Annotated in this window: 16 protein-coding genes; 11 read left to right on the forward strand and 5 right to left on the reverse strand. The window is 34.0% G+C overall.

The window, feature by feature from the left end; all coding sequences use genetic code 11:
* Positions 1–51: 51 nt before the first annotated feature.
* Entirely contained in the window at positions 52–1,410 is a 1,359-nt protein-coding gene (gene glpT, locus HMPREF2658_RS07465) for a glycerol-3-phosphate transporter (RefSeq protein WP_001010116.1), read from the reverse strand.
* Positions 1,411–1,721: 311 nt separating this feature from the next.
* On the opposite strand from glpT, the gene HMPREF2658_RS07470 reads away from it, so the two are divergent.
* Genes HMPREF2658_RS07470 through HMPREF2658_RS07480 form a run of 3 tightly spaced genes read left to right on the forward strand, consistent with a single transcriptional unit; the run spans position 1,722 to position 4,303 of the window.
* On the forward strand, positions 1,722–2,648 hold the full coding sequence (locus HMPREF2658_RS07470; RefSeq protein ID WP_001028223.1) for a VOC family protein: 927 nt from the start codon (positions 1,722–1,724) through the stop codon (positions 2,646–2,648).
* Positions 2,649–2,661: 13 nt separating this feature from the next.
* Positions 2,662–3,723: an LLM class flavin-dependent oxidoreductase gene (locus tag HMPREF2658_RS07475; protein ID WP_001086099.1), complete on the forward strand. Its 1,062-nt coding sequence runs from the start codon at positions 2,662–2,664 to the stop codon at positions 3,721–3,723.
* Positions 3,724–3,736: 13 nt separating this feature from the next.
* Positions 3,737–4,303 carry an NADPH-dependent FMN reductase gene (locus HMPREF2658_RS07480; protein WP_001028427.1) on the forward strand — a complete coding sequence of 189 codons (567 nt, stop codon included), beginning with the start codon at positions 3,737–3,739 and terminating at the stop codon, positions 4,301–4,303.
* A 59-nt stretch (positions 4,304–4,362) separates the two neighbouring features.
* Here HMPREF2658_RS07480 and HMPREF2658_RS07485 read toward each other — a convergent pair whose 3' ends face one another.
* On the reverse strand, positions 4,363–5,358 hold the full coding sequence (locus HMPREF2658_RS07485) for a YeiH family protein (RefSeq protein ID WP_000157635.1): 996 nt from the start codon (positions 5,356–5,358) through the stop codon (positions 4,363–4,365).
* 280 nt (positions 5,359–5,638) lie between these two features.
* On the opposite strand from HMPREF2658_RS07485, the gene HMPREF2658_RS07490 reads away from it, so the two are divergent.
* The 4 genes from HMPREF2658_RS07490 (at position 5,639) to HMPREF2658_RS07505 (ending at position 10,224) form a co-directional block, all read left to right on the forward strand.
* Positions 5,639–6,184: a GNAT family N-acetyltransferase gene (locus HMPREF2658_RS07490; RefSeq protein ID WP_000467657.1), complete on the forward strand. Its 546-nt coding sequence runs from the start codon at positions 5,639–5,641 to the stop codon at positions 6,182–6,184.
* Positions 6,185–6,450: 266 nt separating this feature from the next.
* Positions 6,451–7,305, forward strand: coding sequence for an iron uptake system protein EfeO (gene efeO / locus HMPREF2658_RS07495; RefSeq protein ID WP_000737207.1), 855 nt, complete (start codon positions 6,451–6,453; stop codon positions 7,303–7,305).
* On the forward strand, positions 7,302–8,531 hold the full coding sequence (gene efeB, locus HMPREF2658_RS07500; RefSeq protein ID WP_000186234.1) for an iron uptake transporter deferrochelatase/peroxidase subunit: 1,230 nt from the start codon (positions 7,302–7,304) through the stop codon (positions 8,529–8,531). The genes efeO and efeB overlap by 4 nt, the downstream gene beginning before the upstream one ends.
* Entirely contained in the window at positions 8,512–10,224 is a 1,713-nt protein-coding gene (locus HMPREF2658_RS07505; protein ID WP_000683712.1) for an FTR1 family iron permease, read from the forward strand. Before efeB ends, HMPREF2658_RS07505 begins: the two co-directional genes overlap by 20 nt.
* A 91-nt stretch (positions 10,225–10,315) precedes the next feature.
* On the opposite strand, the gene tatC is transcribed toward HMPREF2658_RS07505, so the two are convergent.
* From tatC to HMPREF2658_RS07520, 3 genes are all read right to left on the reverse strand, one after another.
* A complete protein-coding gene (gene tatC, locus HMPREF2658_RS07510; RefSeq protein WP_001621675.1) occupies positions 10,316–11,017 on the reverse strand; it encodes a twin-arginine translocase subunit TatC in 702 nt (233 codons plus the stop codon).
* A 16-nt stretch (positions 11,018–11,033) separates the two neighbouring features.
* Positions 11,034–11,258: a twin-arginine translocase TatA/TatE family subunit gene (locus HMPREF2658_RS07515; RefSeq protein ID WP_001794540.1), complete on the reverse strand. Its 225-nt coding sequence runs from the start codon at positions 11,256–11,258 to the stop codon at positions 11,034–11,036.
* A 99-nt stretch (positions 11,259–11,357) separates the two neighbouring features.
* Positions 11,358–11,747 carry a DUF1398 domain-containing protein gene (locus HMPREF2658_RS07520; protein WP_000886016.1) on the reverse strand — a complete coding sequence of 130 codons (390 nt, stop codon included), beginning with the start codon at positions 11,745–11,747 and terminating at the stop codon, positions 11,358–11,360.
* A 240-nt stretch (positions 11,748–11,987) separates the two neighbouring features.
* Here HMPREF2658_RS07520 and HMPREF2658_RS07525 point away from each other — a divergent pair, with 240 nt between their 5' ends.
* The 4 genes from HMPREF2658_RS07525 to HMPREF2658_RS07540 all read left to right on the forward strand — a co-directional run.
* A complete protein-coding gene (locus HMPREF2658_RS07525; RefSeq protein ID WP_001246012.1) occupies positions 11,988–12,191 on the forward strand; it encodes a helix-turn-helix transcriptional regulator in 204 nt (67 codons plus the stop codon).
* Positions 12,188–12,901 carry a DUF3169 family protein gene (locus HMPREF2658_RS07530; protein WP_000698755.1) on the forward strand — a complete coding sequence of 238 codons (714 nt, stop codon included), beginning with the start codon at positions 12,188–12,190 and terminating at the stop codon, positions 12,899–12,901. Before HMPREF2658_RS07525 ends, HMPREF2658_RS07530 begins: the two co-directional genes overlap by 4 nt.
* 24 nt (positions 12,902–12,925) lie before the next feature.
* Positions 12,926–13,768, forward strand: a complete 843-nt coding sequence (locus tag HMPREF2658_RS07535; protein WP_000209476.1) for an ABC transporter ATP-binding protein — start codon at positions 12,926–12,928, stop codon at positions 13,766–13,768.
* Positions 13,768–14,328, forward strand: a 561-nt coding sequence (locus HMPREF2658_RS07540) for an ABC-2 transporter permease (RefSeq protein WP_070854300.1), incomplete at its 3' end; no start/stop codon positions are given. The genes HMPREF2658_RS07535 and HMPREF2658_RS07540, both read left to right, overlap by 1 nt.

The raw sequence follows: 14,328 nt of genomic DNA on the forward strand, positions 1-14,328 counted from the left end.
TGAATATATCATCTTTCGATAAGATAACCATATGACTTTATTTTTTATTATTTAATGATGAACGGTTTCTTGTCCTACTTTATTCCAAGTGAGGATAAAGCTCAACATTGCAAACACACTGATTGCTGTTAATAAAATAAAACCGACATCCCATCCGAATTTATCAACTACAGCACCTAAGACGATGTTGGCCATTACAGCACCAAACAGATAACCAAATAATCCTGTTAATCCAGCTGCTGTGCCAGCTGCTTTTTTAGGAACATAATCTAATGCTTGTAAACCAATTAACATAACTGGTCCATATATTAAGAAACCAATGGCAATTAATGAGACATTGTCTAACCAAGCATTGCCTGGAGGATTTAACCAATAAATTAATACAAATACTGTGACACCTAACATAAAGAAGAAACCTGCAGGTCCACGGCGACCTTTGAATAATTTATCAGAAATGTAACCACATAATAATGTACCAGGAATTCCAGCCCATTCGTATAAGAAGTATGCCCAACCTGATGCTTTTAAGTCGAAATGTTTTTCTTCACTTAAGTAGACCGGCGCCCAATCAAGTACACCATAACGCACGAAATAAACAAATATATTTGCAAAGGCAATTGCCCATACCCATTTATTGTTCAGTACATATTTAAATAAAATTTCTTTTGTAGTTAATTCTGTTTCTAATGTTTTCTTATCGCTTGTAGCAAAGTCATTTTTATAAATTTCGATTGGAGGTAAACCTTGAGATTGAGGTGTGTCTCTAATCAATACGTATGAAATTGCGGCAATGATAAGTGCTAAGAGTGCAGGGTAAATGAATACACCTTCGAAACCTTTTAAATAACCAAAGTTGATAAATGCTGTTGTTGTAATACCCCAAGCAGCAATAGGAGCCATAATACCTCCACCAACATTATGCGCAACGTTCCAAAGGGCAGTCTTACTTCCGCGTTCACTTACACTAAACCAGTGAACGAGAACACGGCCTGAAGGTGGCCAGCCCATACCTTGAAACCATCCATTTAAGAATAATAGGACAAACATAATACCGATACCTGATGTAAAGAACGGTACAAATCCCATTAACAAATTGACGATAGCAGTGAGTACTAATCCAAGAACTAAGAATATCCGAGCATTGCTCCGATCACTTACAGTACCCATAAAGAACTTACTAAATCCATATGCGATGGAAACAGCAGAAAGTGCAAAACCTAGTTCCGCTTTTGTAAAACCTTGCTCTTGCAATGCCGGCATCGCTAATGAAAAGTTTTTACGTAATAAATAGTACCCAGCGTAACCGATGAAAATACCAAGAAATACTTGGAGACGTAATCGTTTATAGGTATCATCTATCTGATTTTCTGGCAAAGGCTTAATATGCTTTGCAGGTTTAAGAAAATTCATAAAATCCTCCTTAATATGTATTTATATGCATTTTGTGCGATAAACTTATATTAGACATGTATGAAAGCGTTGTCAATATACTTTTATGAAATCTTGTAGATTTAGTTTTTGAAGTATTTTATAAAAATTTAGGAAAAATAAATTTCCACACATAAATTTATAATTATGCAATTATTATGTCGTTATACATACTAGCTGTGTATCTACGAATGAGTGCAAACATATTTTTATTTGCAGAAAAGGGGTAAATGGCATATAAGTATCTTTTTTATGTAAGTTGGTATAAAATTTATACTAATAGGAGGGATAGTATGAATATAGTAGGGCATCATCACATATCCATGTATACAAAAGATGCAAAACGTAATAAGGATTTTTACACAAATGTCCTTGGATTACGATTGGTTGAAAAGTCGGTTAATCAAGACAATCCTTCAATGTATCATTTGTTTTATGGGGACGAAGTAGGTACAGCCGGAACAATTTTAAGCTTTTTTGAAATTCCCAATGCGGGTCATAAGCAGCCAGGTACTGAAACGATTTATCGATTTTCATTATTAGTACCAAATCAAGCGGCACTTCATTATTTTGAAAAACGTCTTGAGAATAATGGTATTAAGTCTGAACGTTTGTACTATCTTGGACGAGAAGGTGTTGTCTTTAAAGATGAAGACGACTTAGAAATCATACTGCTTGTTAATGATAGTTTTGAAGTACCACATCAATGGCAACATAACGCTTATAGTGAAATACCTCTAGCATATCAAATTTTAGGAATAGGGCCAGTAGAATTAAGAGTTAGAAATGCAGCGCGTACGGTAGAATTTTTGGAAAATGTCTTAGGTTATCGCAAAAGAGATAATGAATCATTCGATGTGCTGACATTAGCACCACAAGGTTTATATTCGGATTTTGTAGTTATTGAGCAACAGGGACAACGTGAAAGACCTGGACGAGGTTATATCCATCATATTGCAGTTAATACACCACAAATGAATGACTTAGATGCAATTTACAAGAAATTACAGCAACAACCACAAAGTAATTCAGGTATAATTGATCGCTATTTCTTTAAATCATTATACTATCGCCATAATTCAATTATGTATGAATTTGCGACTGAAGCGCCTGGATTTACTATTGATACACCTGTTGAACAATTAGGAAGTCAATTGAACTTGCCTGACTTTTTAGAAGCAAAACGTGAACAAATTGAAAGTAAGTTACACGAAATATAAAGGAGAATGTTTAATGGCAAAATTAGAAATGAATAAAAATACGCCTCTTGAGTTTGGTTTGTATTCCTTAGGTGATCATTTATTGAATCCATTTAAAGGTGAAAAAGTTAGTTATGAGCAACGTATTAATGAAATTATTGAAGCAAGTAAATTAGCAGATGAAGCAGGTATTGATGTTTTTGCAGTTGGTGAAAGTCATCAGGAGCATTTTACAACACAGGCACATACGGTTGTGTTAGGTGCAATTGCCCAAGCGACAAAGCATATTAAAGTTTCAAGTTCTTCAACGATTATTAGTGCAACAGATCCTGTAAGAGTATTTGAAGACTTCGCGACATTAGATTTGATTTCTCATGGTAGAGCCGAAATTGTGGCTGGTAGAGCATCAAGAACAGGGATTTTTGATTTGTTTGGCTATGATTTAAAAGACTATGATGAATTGTTTGAAGAAAAATTAGGTTTACTTTTAGAGTTAAATAAAACTGAGCGTATTACTTGGTCTGGAAAATATCGTCCAGAACTTAGAAATATGAAAATATTCCCAAGACCAATCGATAATATATTGCCAATATGGCGTGCTGTTGGTGGTCCACCTGCAAGTGCTATCAAAGCGGGAAAACAAGGTGTGCCAATGATGATTACAACCCTTGGTGGCCCAGCAATGAACTTTAAAGGTTCTATAGATGCTTATCGTCAAGCGGCAACTGAAGCAGGTTTCGATGCTTCGCCTAAGTCTTTACCAGTAAGTACAGCGAGTTTGTTTTATACAGCTGAAACAACTCAGGATGCTATGAGAGAATTTTATCCACATTTGAATACAGGGATGTCATTTATTCGTGGCGTTGGTTATCCGAAACAGCAATTTGCTAATTCACCAGATTATAGAGAAGCGCTAATGGTTGGAAGCCCGCAACAAATTATTGAAAAGATATTGTATCAACACGAGTTGTATGGTCATCAACGTTTTATGGCACAGATTGATTTTGGCGGTGTGCCATTTGAAAATGTTATGAAGAATATTGAGTTAATTGGCAACGACATTATACCGGCGATTAAAAAGCATTTATCAAAATAGGAGGGGCGTCATCATGAATATTGTATTATTGTCAGGTTCTACAGTAGGTTCTAAAACGAGAATTGCTATGGATGATTTAAAAAATGAACTAGAAGTCATCAATGAGGGACACCAAATAGAATTGATGGATTTACGAGATCTCGAATTAGAATTTAGCGTTGGAAAGAATTATCTAGATACTACAGGAGATGTATATAAATTAACGACGTCGTTAATGCAGGCTGATGTGATTTTTATTGGTTTTCCAATTTTTCAAGCTTCCATCCCTGGTGCTTTGAAAAATGTATTTGATTTACTTCCGGTCAATGCGTTTCGCGATAAGGTAATAGGACTTGTAGCGACAGCAGGTTCTAGTAAACATTATTTAATTCCTGAAATGCATTTAAAACCAATATTGAGTTACATGAAAGCACATACGATGCAAACGTATGTATTCATTGAAGAGAGGGACTTTTCAAATCAACAAATTGTCAATGATGATGTTGTATTTCGTTTAAAAGCGTTGGCACAATCCACAATGCGAACTGCTAAAGTACAACAACAAGTGCTTGAAGAAGAAAACAACCAATACGACTTTTAAAGTATAAAAATAAGACGCTCGGCACACTAAATTTGTATGTGTTTGAGCGTCTTTTTATATTAACTATATAGCCAGTGAACGACGATAAAGGCAAGTGATGACAAGCATATTGAGGTAATAATGATTGTCATAAGCGGTTTAAGTGCACGATTTTTAAGATCTTTAAATGCAACATTTAACCCTAAAGCAACCATGGCCATTAATAAGCAAATGGTTGATACAGTATTTAAAATATTTAGCAATGCTGACGGGATAGTTACATATGTATTCACTAAGGCCATAATGACAAATCCAATTAAAAAGTATGGAATGCTTATTCGACCCTTGCTAGATGATTCTGATGAACGGAAACGCATAATTAAAATAAGTACGATGGTTAATGGAATCAGTAAGAATACTCTACCAAGTTTACCAAGAAGTGCGATTTTAAGTGCATCACTACCACCAAAGCCACCAGCTAAGACAACGTGTGCAATTTCATGAAGACTAACGCCAGACCAAGCGCCATAAACATTTGTCGTCATTGAAAAGATAGCGTAGATAGCTGTATATATAAGTGAAAATATCGTACCAATCAATGCGATGATACCGATACTAATAGCTGTATCTTTTTCACGTGATTTGAATATTGGAGCTACTGCAGCAATAGCGGCAGCACCACAAACGCCTGTACCTACACCTAGTAATAATGCGATGTTTTTGTCACCATGCAACAGTTTGTTGACAAAGAGCATCATTACAATACTGAAAATAACGACACCTACATCGATGGCTAATAGTCTACTACCTTGACCGATAATATCGAATATATTGAGTTTAAGTCCATATAGGATGATTGCAAATCTTAATAAATATTTAGATGAAAACGTAATACCTGAGCTATATTGTTCAGGATATCCTCTAAAGTGACGATATAGAATAGCGATTAATATCGCGATAGTTAATGCGCCAACCTTATCTAAGATTGGCAATTTAGCTGCTAAAAAGCTAAATAATGCGACTATAAATGTTAATGATAGTCCAATCATAAAATGCTTATTTTTCAATGATGCCATGAGCAGTGCCTCCTTTAATAGCATTTTAGCACTGTTTTGTCGTATTTTTAAATATAAATTTGGAATGGTTAATAAATTGATATCTAATTTAAGTTGTGCGATATGGAATAGGGTGATGTGTAAGAAGCGCTACATAATAAATCATTAGTGGGTCTTTATCAATTCTATTTCACTCCCTTAGTTGATAGAAAACAAATTTAATATGTAAGGTGAAATAACAATATGTTATTATAGTGATAATTTACAGAATTATATGAAAAATGAATGAGGATGTGATGGTATGTTTGGAATGAAAGTGAATGAACAAATGACATTAAAAATTTTAGAAGCTCATGACACAGAAGCGCTTTTCAATTTAGTCAATCGTTCAAGAGATTCACTTAGGGAATGGTTACCTTGGGTAGATGCAACTGAGCAACCATCAGATACGCGTGCATTTATCAAAAGAGGACTTTTGCAATTTGCTGATGGTAATGGATTTCAGTGTGGTATTTGGTATGTGGGAACGCTAGTTGGTGTCATAGGTTTACATGAAATTAATCACATGCACAGAAAAACTTCTTTAGGGTATTATTTAGATAAACAATTTGAGGGTCGTGGGATTATGACACAAGCAGTTGAGGCATTGATAAAGTATTGCTTCGATGAGATTGACTTAAATCGAATTGAGATCAGTGCCGCAGCTAATAATGAAAAAAGCCAAGCTATTCCTGAAAGACTGGGATTTACTAGAGAAGGTATGTTACGTGACAATGAATTACTAAATGGTATTTATTCATCGAGTTATATCTATAGTTTATTGAAATCAGAATACAACTCCAAATAACAAATTAGACTTACAAAAGAGTGATGACATTTAAAATGGTATCGCTCTTTTATTTATTTTCTAAAAATAAAAGGTTGTTGACAGTATTATTTTATAACAATATAATGATTTTGATAATTATTATCAACTAGATAATGTTCATGGGAGTTTGCCTTAAAATCATCATTTTAAGAGCTACGTATTATCTTGGCATTTAGGGAGTGTGAGATAGTACGAATGAGGGCATGTCTATGGGGATAATAGAATTTCTATAATGAGGTGTCAAAATGAAAAAATTAACAACGCTATTATTAGCATCAACGTTATTAATTGCTGCATGTGGGAACGACGATAGTAAGAAAAATGATTCAAAGGCATCGAAAAAAGATGACGGTATTAAAGCAGAGTTGAAACAAGCAACTAAAGCATATGATAAATATACTGATGAACAGTTGAATGAATTTTTAAAAGGAACAGAGAAATTTGTTAAAGCAATTGAAAATAATGATATGGCTCAAGCAAAAGCATTATATCCAAAAGTGCGTATGTATTATGAACGCTCTGAACCAGTTGCCGAAGCATTTGGTGACTTAGATCCTAAAATTGATGCGCGTCTAGCAGATATGAAAGAAGAGAAAAAAGAAAAAGAATGGTCAGGATATCATAAAATTGAAAAAGACTTATATGAAGATAACAAAATTGATGATATGACTAAAAAAGACGCACAACAATTATTAAAAGATGCTAAAGAATTACATGCAAAAGCAGATACTTTAGATATTACACCGAAATTAATGTTGCAAGGTTCTGTAGACTTATTAAATGAAGTTGCAACTTCTAAAATTACAGGTGAAGAAGAAATTTACTCGCATACAGATTTATATGATTTTAAAGCGAACGTTGAAGGTGCACAAAAAATTTATGATTTATTCAAACCAATTCTAGAGAAAAAAGATAAAAAATTAAGTGACGATATTCAAACAAACTTCGATAAAGTAAACCAACTTTTAGATAAATATAAAGATAAGAATGGTGGTTATGAATCATTTGAAAAAGTATCGAAAAAAGATCGTAAAGCATTTGCAGATGCCGTTAATGCATTAGGAGAGCCACTAAGTAAGATGGCTGTGATTACTGAATGACAAATTACGAACAAGTTAATGACAGCACACAATTTTCAAGACGTACATTTCTAAAAATGTTAGGTATTGGTGGTGCTGGTGTGGCAATTGGCGCGAGTGGTGTGGGTAGTGTTTGGTCTTTCAAATCGATGTTTAATACACCTGAAGACCCAGAAAAGGATGCATATGAATTTTATGGTAAAGTGCAACCAGGCATTACCACACCCACGCAAAAAACATGCAATTTCGTTGCGTTAGATTTGAAGTCAAAAGATAGAGATGCAATTAAGGCAATGTTTAAAAAGTGGACGGTTATGGCTGATCGTATGATGGATGGAGATACAGTTGGCAAGGCCAGTAACAATCCTTTAATGCCGCCAGTAGATACTGGTGAATCGATTGGATTAGGGGCGAGTAAGTTAACAATCACCTTTGGGATTAGTAAGTCTTTGATGAAGAAAATTGGGTTATCTAGTAAGATTCCCGATGCCTTTAAAGATTTACCGCATTTTCCGAATGATCAGTTAATAGACGATTACAGCGATGGCGATATTATGATTCAAGCATGTTCAAATGATTCACAAGTGTCTTTTCATGCGGTTCATAATTTAGTTCGTCCGTTTCGAGATATTGTTAAGGTGCGTTGGGCGCAATCTGGTTTTATCTCTGCTAAAGGTAAGGAAACGCCAAGAAATTTAATGGCATTTAAAGATGGAACAATTAATCCTAGGAAGAATAATCAACTTAAAGATTATGTGTTTATTGATGATGGATGGGCGAAGCATGGAACTTATTGTGTTGTCAGACGTATCCAAATACACATTGAAACGTGGGATCGAACTGCATTAGAAGAACAAGAGGCAACATTTGGTCGGAAACGACATAGTGGTGCGCCGTTAACAGGCGGGAAAGAATTTGATGAAATTGACTTAAAAGCGAAAGATAGTCATGGCGAATATATTATTGATAAAGATGCCCATACGAGACTAGCGAAAGAAGCTAATACGTCAATTTTACGTAGAGCCTTTAATTATGTGGATGGTACGGATGATCGTACAGGTAACTTCGAAACAGGCTTGTTGTTCATTGCTTTTCAAAAAGCGACCCAACAATTTATCGATATTCAAAACAATTTAGGTAGTAATGATAAATTAAACGAATACATTACACATAGAGGTTCTGCTTCATTTTTAGTATTACCAGGTGTTAGTAAGGGAGGATACCTTGGTGAAACATTATTTGACTAAAATTATAGCAATGCTAATTACTGCTGCTATGGTGTGTAACTTTGGGTTACTGAAAAGTCAGGCAGCAGAACAACAAAGTATTAGTGATGTATATAGTGTGATAACGGATGCGAAATCTGCACTTTCTAATAATTCGATATCGAATGACAATAAGCAGAAAGCAATTGAGCAAGTGGTAAGTGCAGTTAAGAAATTATCGCTTGAAGATAATAGCGAAGGTAATGCTGTCAAATCAAATGTGAGAAAGCTTGAAGATGCAAAAGCGAATGATGATCAAAAAGATACACTTTCGCAATTAACGAAGTCATTAATTGCTTATGAAGAGAAATTGGCTAGTAAAGATGCGGGTTCTAAAATTAAATTGTTGCAACAGCAAGTCGATGCCAAAGATGCAGCGATGACAAAAGCGATTAAAGACAAAAATAAAGCGGAATTAGAATCTTTGAACAATAGTTTGAATCAGATTTGGACTAGTAATGAAACAGTGATTCGCAATTATGACGCAAATCAATATGGACAAATTGAAGTCGCATTATTACAACTTAGAATTGCAATTCATAAGTCACCATTAGATACGGCAAAAGTATCACATGCTTGGACAACTTTTAAATCAAATATTGATCATGTCGATAAAAAAAGTGATACGTCTGCAAATGATCAATACCATGTATCACAATTAAATGATGAGTTAGAGAAGGCGATTAAAGCTATCGACAACAATCAATTGTCGGATGCTGATACTGCGCTTACACATTTTATAGAAATTTGGCCATATGTTGAAGGTCAAATTCAAACTAAAGATGGTGCTTTGTATACGAAAATTGAAGATAAAATACCATATTATCAAAGTGTATTAGACGAACATAATAAATCGCATGTGAAAGATGGCTTAGTAGATTTAAATAACCAAATTAAAGAGGTTGTTGGCCATAGTTATAGCTTTGTCGATGTGATGATTATCTTTTTACGTGAAGGTCTAGAAGTGTTATTAATTGTAATGACATTGACTACTATGACGCGTAATGTCAAAGATAATAAGGGTACTGCAAGTGTTATTGGTGGTGCAATTGCCGGACTTGTATTGAGTATCGTTTTAGCAATTACATTCGTAGAAACACTAGGAAATAGCGGTATGCTTCGTGAGAGTATGGAAGCGGGATTAGGTATCGTTGCGGTCATATTAATGTTTATCGTTGGTGTTTGGATGCATAAACGTTCGAATGCGAAACGCTGGAATGATATGATTAAAAATATGTATGCCAATGCGATTAGTAATGGTAATTTGGTATTGTTAGCGACGATTGGTTTAATATCTGTGTTGCGTGAAGGTGTTGAGGTTATCATTTTCTATATGGGGATGATAGGCGAATTAGCGACCAAAGATTTTATCATAGGTATTGCCTTAGCCATCATGATATTAATTATCTTTGCGCTATTATTTAGATTTATCGTCAGATTGATACCTATTTTCTATATATTTAGAGTATTGTCGATTTTTATTTTTATTATGGGATTCAAAATGCTTGGCGTAAGTATTCAAAAGTTACAATTATTAGGTGCGATGCCAAGACATGTTATCGAAGGATTCCCAACAGTGAACTGGTTGGGCTTCTATCCAAGTTATGAACCATTGATAGCACAAGCTGCCTATATTATGGTAGTTGCTTTCTTAATCTTTAAATTTAAAAAATAAAAAACAGGCCGAGTGCCTGTTTTTTTGTTGCGATGTTGGAAATATTCGGTATTGCAGTATAACGATAATCACAGCATTAATTCTTATAAGATTAATGTGTTGGCAGTTTGCCTCGGCATGTGAACTTAACAATGAACATACTGAACTCAAAGAGCAATATGAGTGGCAATGTGAGTAATATATTTAATGTTATGTCTGGTGGTGCAATGATACTCGCCAGCACAAAGCAAGCAAAGTAAATATATTTACGATAATGTTTCAAAGAATATGTATCTATAAGACCGAATTTTGCAAGACCCATAAATAATATTGGTAATTGAAATAGAATGCCAAATGTGAATAACCAACGTATGAGTTCAATCAAATATGCTTTAAAGCCAATGACAGGCGAAATGTTTAAAGTTAATGATAATTTTAACGCGAATTGAATGATCATTGGAAAGCCAACATAAAATGCAAAAGCGACGCCAGCACAGAATAATAACACACTAAAAAAACTATACTTATAAATAAATTGGCGCTCATTATTATGCAAACCAGGCGCAATAAACGCCCACAATTGATAAAACATGACTGGTGAAATGAAACAAAACGCGATGAAAAATATAATCATCACGTATATTTGGATCATTTCTGTGAATGAAAATGCATGTAAGGACACATGTGCACGGGTAATATACGTTATGAATGGTGTCATCCACCAAAATGATGAAACATATACGACGATGACCGTAATGACGAACGACAATAAAATTTTTACTAACCGATGGCGTAGTTCGCTAAAGTGAACCATTAAGGTGTGGTCAGTGCTATTGCTCTCGCTGTTGCTTCGATTCCTTACTGGGTGTATCGTGAGACTCTTTATCTAAATCTTCTGTTGCAGATTTAAATTCTTTTAAAGTAGAACCGATAGCACGACCAAATTGTGGTAATTTTTTCGGACCAAAAATAATTAAAGCAATAATGCTAATGACGACAAGACTTGTTGGGCCTGTGATGCCTAAAATAAAAGTGTTAGTTATCATGATAATCAACCTCACTCATAAGTAGTATATAGTATTTACTTTATACCGAACGATAATGATTATCAACAATATTTTATATAATAATTAAAATATTGCTATAAATATAAATTACTGAGGTATTAATTCTGAAATAATAGCTTGTTCTTTCAAGTCGATATAAGTACAAGTACCAGCTTGAATATCGATATGCCATTTATAAATGCCAGCTTCAGCCATTTCATTACAAAATGTTTCGAAATCTGTTTGTCCTTGTTGATGTCTAGTTAAGACATCTTGAACGATAGATTGATTTGAACTTGGAGCGACAGGATGATTACTTTTTACAGATGAAGTAACAATATCATCTTCTGATTGATGTACGTATGTTGCAGTGCCATCTTGAATATTAACAATATTGTACGTCATACCCATATCCTTAAAAGCTTTGAATAGTTTTGGAAAATCAACACCAGTAAATTGTTGATGTGCTTGTTGAATTTCAGATAATGTAAATGCCATAATAGTCTCCTTTGAATGATTTGATTTAGTGAAAATGCGTGCATCATACTAAAATTAGAATGTTGTTAATTATGAAGCAAGGTGTAACGAAAGTAAAAAAATACGACTTGTAGGCGTTGAGGTGTTAGTTTCAAAAAGTCATAACTAGGTGGACAATCATATTTTTTTGTGCAGACTTGACAAATATAGTTGTCAAAAAGACAAATATCATTTACAGTGTAGTTGAGGAGTTGATGCGATGTGCGTAATCGATTGAAAGAATTACGAGCACGAGATGGCTTAAACCAAACGCAGCTTGCTAAACAAGCGGGTGTTTCAAGACAAACCATTTCGCTAATTGAGCGAAACAACTTTATGCCATCGGTATTAACTGCAATAAAGATTGCTCGTATCTTCAATGAAACGGTGGAAACTATTTTTATTATTGAGGAGGATGAGGCATGAAAATACTAAGATATATCGGATATCTTTTACTAGGTGGACTTGTAGGTGGTATCATAGGTGGAATTTTAGGTAACTTTGATGGATTGGGTATTGAGAATTTGACGTTCGCAACGCGTAATAATGTCGTTGTAATATCAATTATTGCGACTATGATCATCATATTAATAGAAATCATTGTTTTGATGAATCAAAGACGTGCATTGAAGTATAAGCGACTTGTAGATGAAGAGGTAGATAACGAAGAAACAGATCAATATGAATTGCTTGCGAATCGTCATGTTTTAAATGGAAGTATATTAAGTATTCTACAGACAGTTATTGCCTTGTTAGTGTTGCTTATTTTTGTGGTAGGACAAGCTGAAGCAAATGGAATACTATTCTTTTTAATACCATTTTTTGCTAGTGGTATTTTCAATACACAATTTACACTGTTTAATAGAAGATTTGATGACAGAATGCCAAAAATTGCAGATAAGAATTACACTGAAAAGCGATTGGAAATATTGGATGAAGGTGAACGCCATATAGAATTAATTGCATTATTTAAAACATATGCGATCAACTTATCAATATTGATACTAGCCATTGTAGTAATTGGGCTTTATTCAATTACCACTGGAATTAATCAAAGCTTCAGTTTGCTACTTATCATTGCTATTTTCATATATAACGCCTTTAGTTATTTATTGAAGAGTAGACGTTTTTATTAAAATTAAACAAAGAGGAGCAAGGATATGACAACATTGTTAAACTTAGATTGTGTGAACAAACAATACAAGTCTTCGGATTTTAAATTACAAGATGCATCTTTAACGATTTCTACTAATGAGACAGTTGGATTAATTGGGAAAAATGGCTCAGGTAAATCGACATTAATTAATATTCTAGTAGGCAATCGACATAAAGATAACGGTAGTATTGCATTTTTTGGGGAAGAACATGCTATGGATGATGTCGAATATAAAGAACACATAGGTGTAGTGTTTGATGATTTGAGAGTACCTAATAAATTGACTATTAAAGATATTGATAAAGTATTTCAATCTATTTATATGACTTGGAATAGTCAAAAATTCTTTGATTTAATCAAATATTTTGAGTTGCCACTACAAACTAAGATTAAAACTTTTTCAAGAGGGATGCGAATGAAGATAGCTTTGACGATTGCACTTTCTCATGATGTGAAACTTTTGATTTTAGATGAAGCAACTGCGGGTATGGATGTTTCTGGACGAGAAGAAGTAATGGAACTATTAGAAGATTTTGTCGCGCAAGGTGGAGGCATCTTAATATCATCGCATATTTCTGAAGATATAGAACAATTAGCGGATAAATTAGTGTTTATGAAAGATGGACGAATGATTTTAACTGAACAGAAAGATATACTTTTAGCACAATATGGAATTGTTACGACAGAAGATAAAGATGTTGAAATTCCTAAGCATTTAATTATAGCTTCTAGATTGTCAAAGGGGAAATATCAAATTTTAGTTAAAGATTATGCAGAAATTGAAAATGCAGAACCTTTAAAACACATTGATGACGCTACGAAAATCATAATGCGAGGTGAAGTATAATGAAAGGTATGTTCCTAAGTAGTTTTTATGCAACGAGAAAGCAAACATATATTTATTTTATAGTCGCTATCATAGCTGCGGGATACTTTGCAGTATTTAATCCGTTGATGAGTTCGGCAATGGCTGGAGTTATGTTAATTACACCTATTACTGATAATATTAAACATGAAAAAGACTCAAGATGGATGTATTATGTATCTACTTTACCGGTTAAACGTAGTGATTATATTAAGTCATACTTTGCCTTTTATTTAATCTTATTCGGTGCAAGTTTAATGATTGGATTAGTTGTGACTACAATCGTGACCCAAAGTGTGATGATTGGTATTATGTCAGGTTTAATGAGTTTTGGTATCATAGGGGCATACTCTATCATTTTCCCATTGACATTTAAATTTGGCGCTGAAAACTCTAATGTCATTATGATATTTGCATCTATCCTACTGCTTTTCTCTTTCGTGGTCTTTTTCTTTATATATGGTATGGTTAGTGGTGCATCTGCATTAGAATTTGAAAAAATTAGCACTGAATCGTCTACACTTAATTGGACAAATTCTATG

It is taken from the genome of Staphylococcus sp. HMSC062H10 (assembly GCF_001836945.1).
Taxonomy (GTDB): domain Bacteria; phylum Bacillota; class Bacilli; order Staphylococcales; family Staphylococcaceae; genus Staphylococcus; species Staphylococcus aureus.

Coding starts and splice junctions, on each gene's coding strand:
- glpT (WP_001010116.1), bottom strand. CDS start 1,410: ATGAATTTTCTTAAACCTGCAAAGCATATTAAGCCTTTGCCAGAAAAT.
- HMPREF2658_RS07470 (WP_001028223.1), top strand. CDS start 1,722: ATGAATATAGTAGGGCATCATCACATATCCATGTATACAAAAGATGCA.
- HMPREF2658_RS07475 (WP_001086099.1), top strand. CDS start 2,662: ATGGCAAAATTAGAAATGAATAAAAATACGCCTCTTGAGTTTGGTTTG.
- HMPREF2658_RS07480 (WP_001028427.1), top strand. CDS start 3,737: ATGAATATTGTATTATTGTCAGGTTCTACAGTAGGTTCTAAAACGAGA.
- HMPREF2658_RS07485 (WP_000157635.1), bottom strand. CDS start 5,358: ATGGCATCATTGAAAAATAAGCATTTTATGATTGGACTATCATTAACA.
- HMPREF2658_RS07490 (WP_000467657.1), top strand. CDS start 5,639: ATGTTTGGAATGAAAGTGAATGAACAAATGACATTAAAAATTTTAGAA.
- efeO (WP_000737207.1), top strand. CDS start 6,451: ATGAAAAAATTAACAACGCTATTATTAGCATCAACGTTATTAATTGCT.
- efeB (WP_000186234.1), top strand. CDS start 7,302: ATGACAAATTACGAACAAGTTAATGACAGCACACAATTTTCAAGACGT.
- tatC (WP_001621675.1), bottom strand. CDS start 11,017: ATGGTTCACTTTAGCGAACTACGCCATCGGTTAGTAAAAATTTTATTG.
- HMPREF2658_RS07520 (WP_000886016.1), bottom strand. CDS start 11,747: ATGGCATTTACATTATCTGAAATTCAACAAGCACATCAACAATTTACT.
- HMPREF2658_RS07530 (WP_000698755.1), top strand. CDS start 12,188: ATGAAAATACTAAGATATATCGGATATCTTTTACTAGGTGGACTTGTA.
- HMPREF2658_RS07535 (WP_000209476.1), top strand. CDS start 12,926: ATGACAACATTGTTAAACTTAGATTGTGTGAACAAACAATACAAGTCT.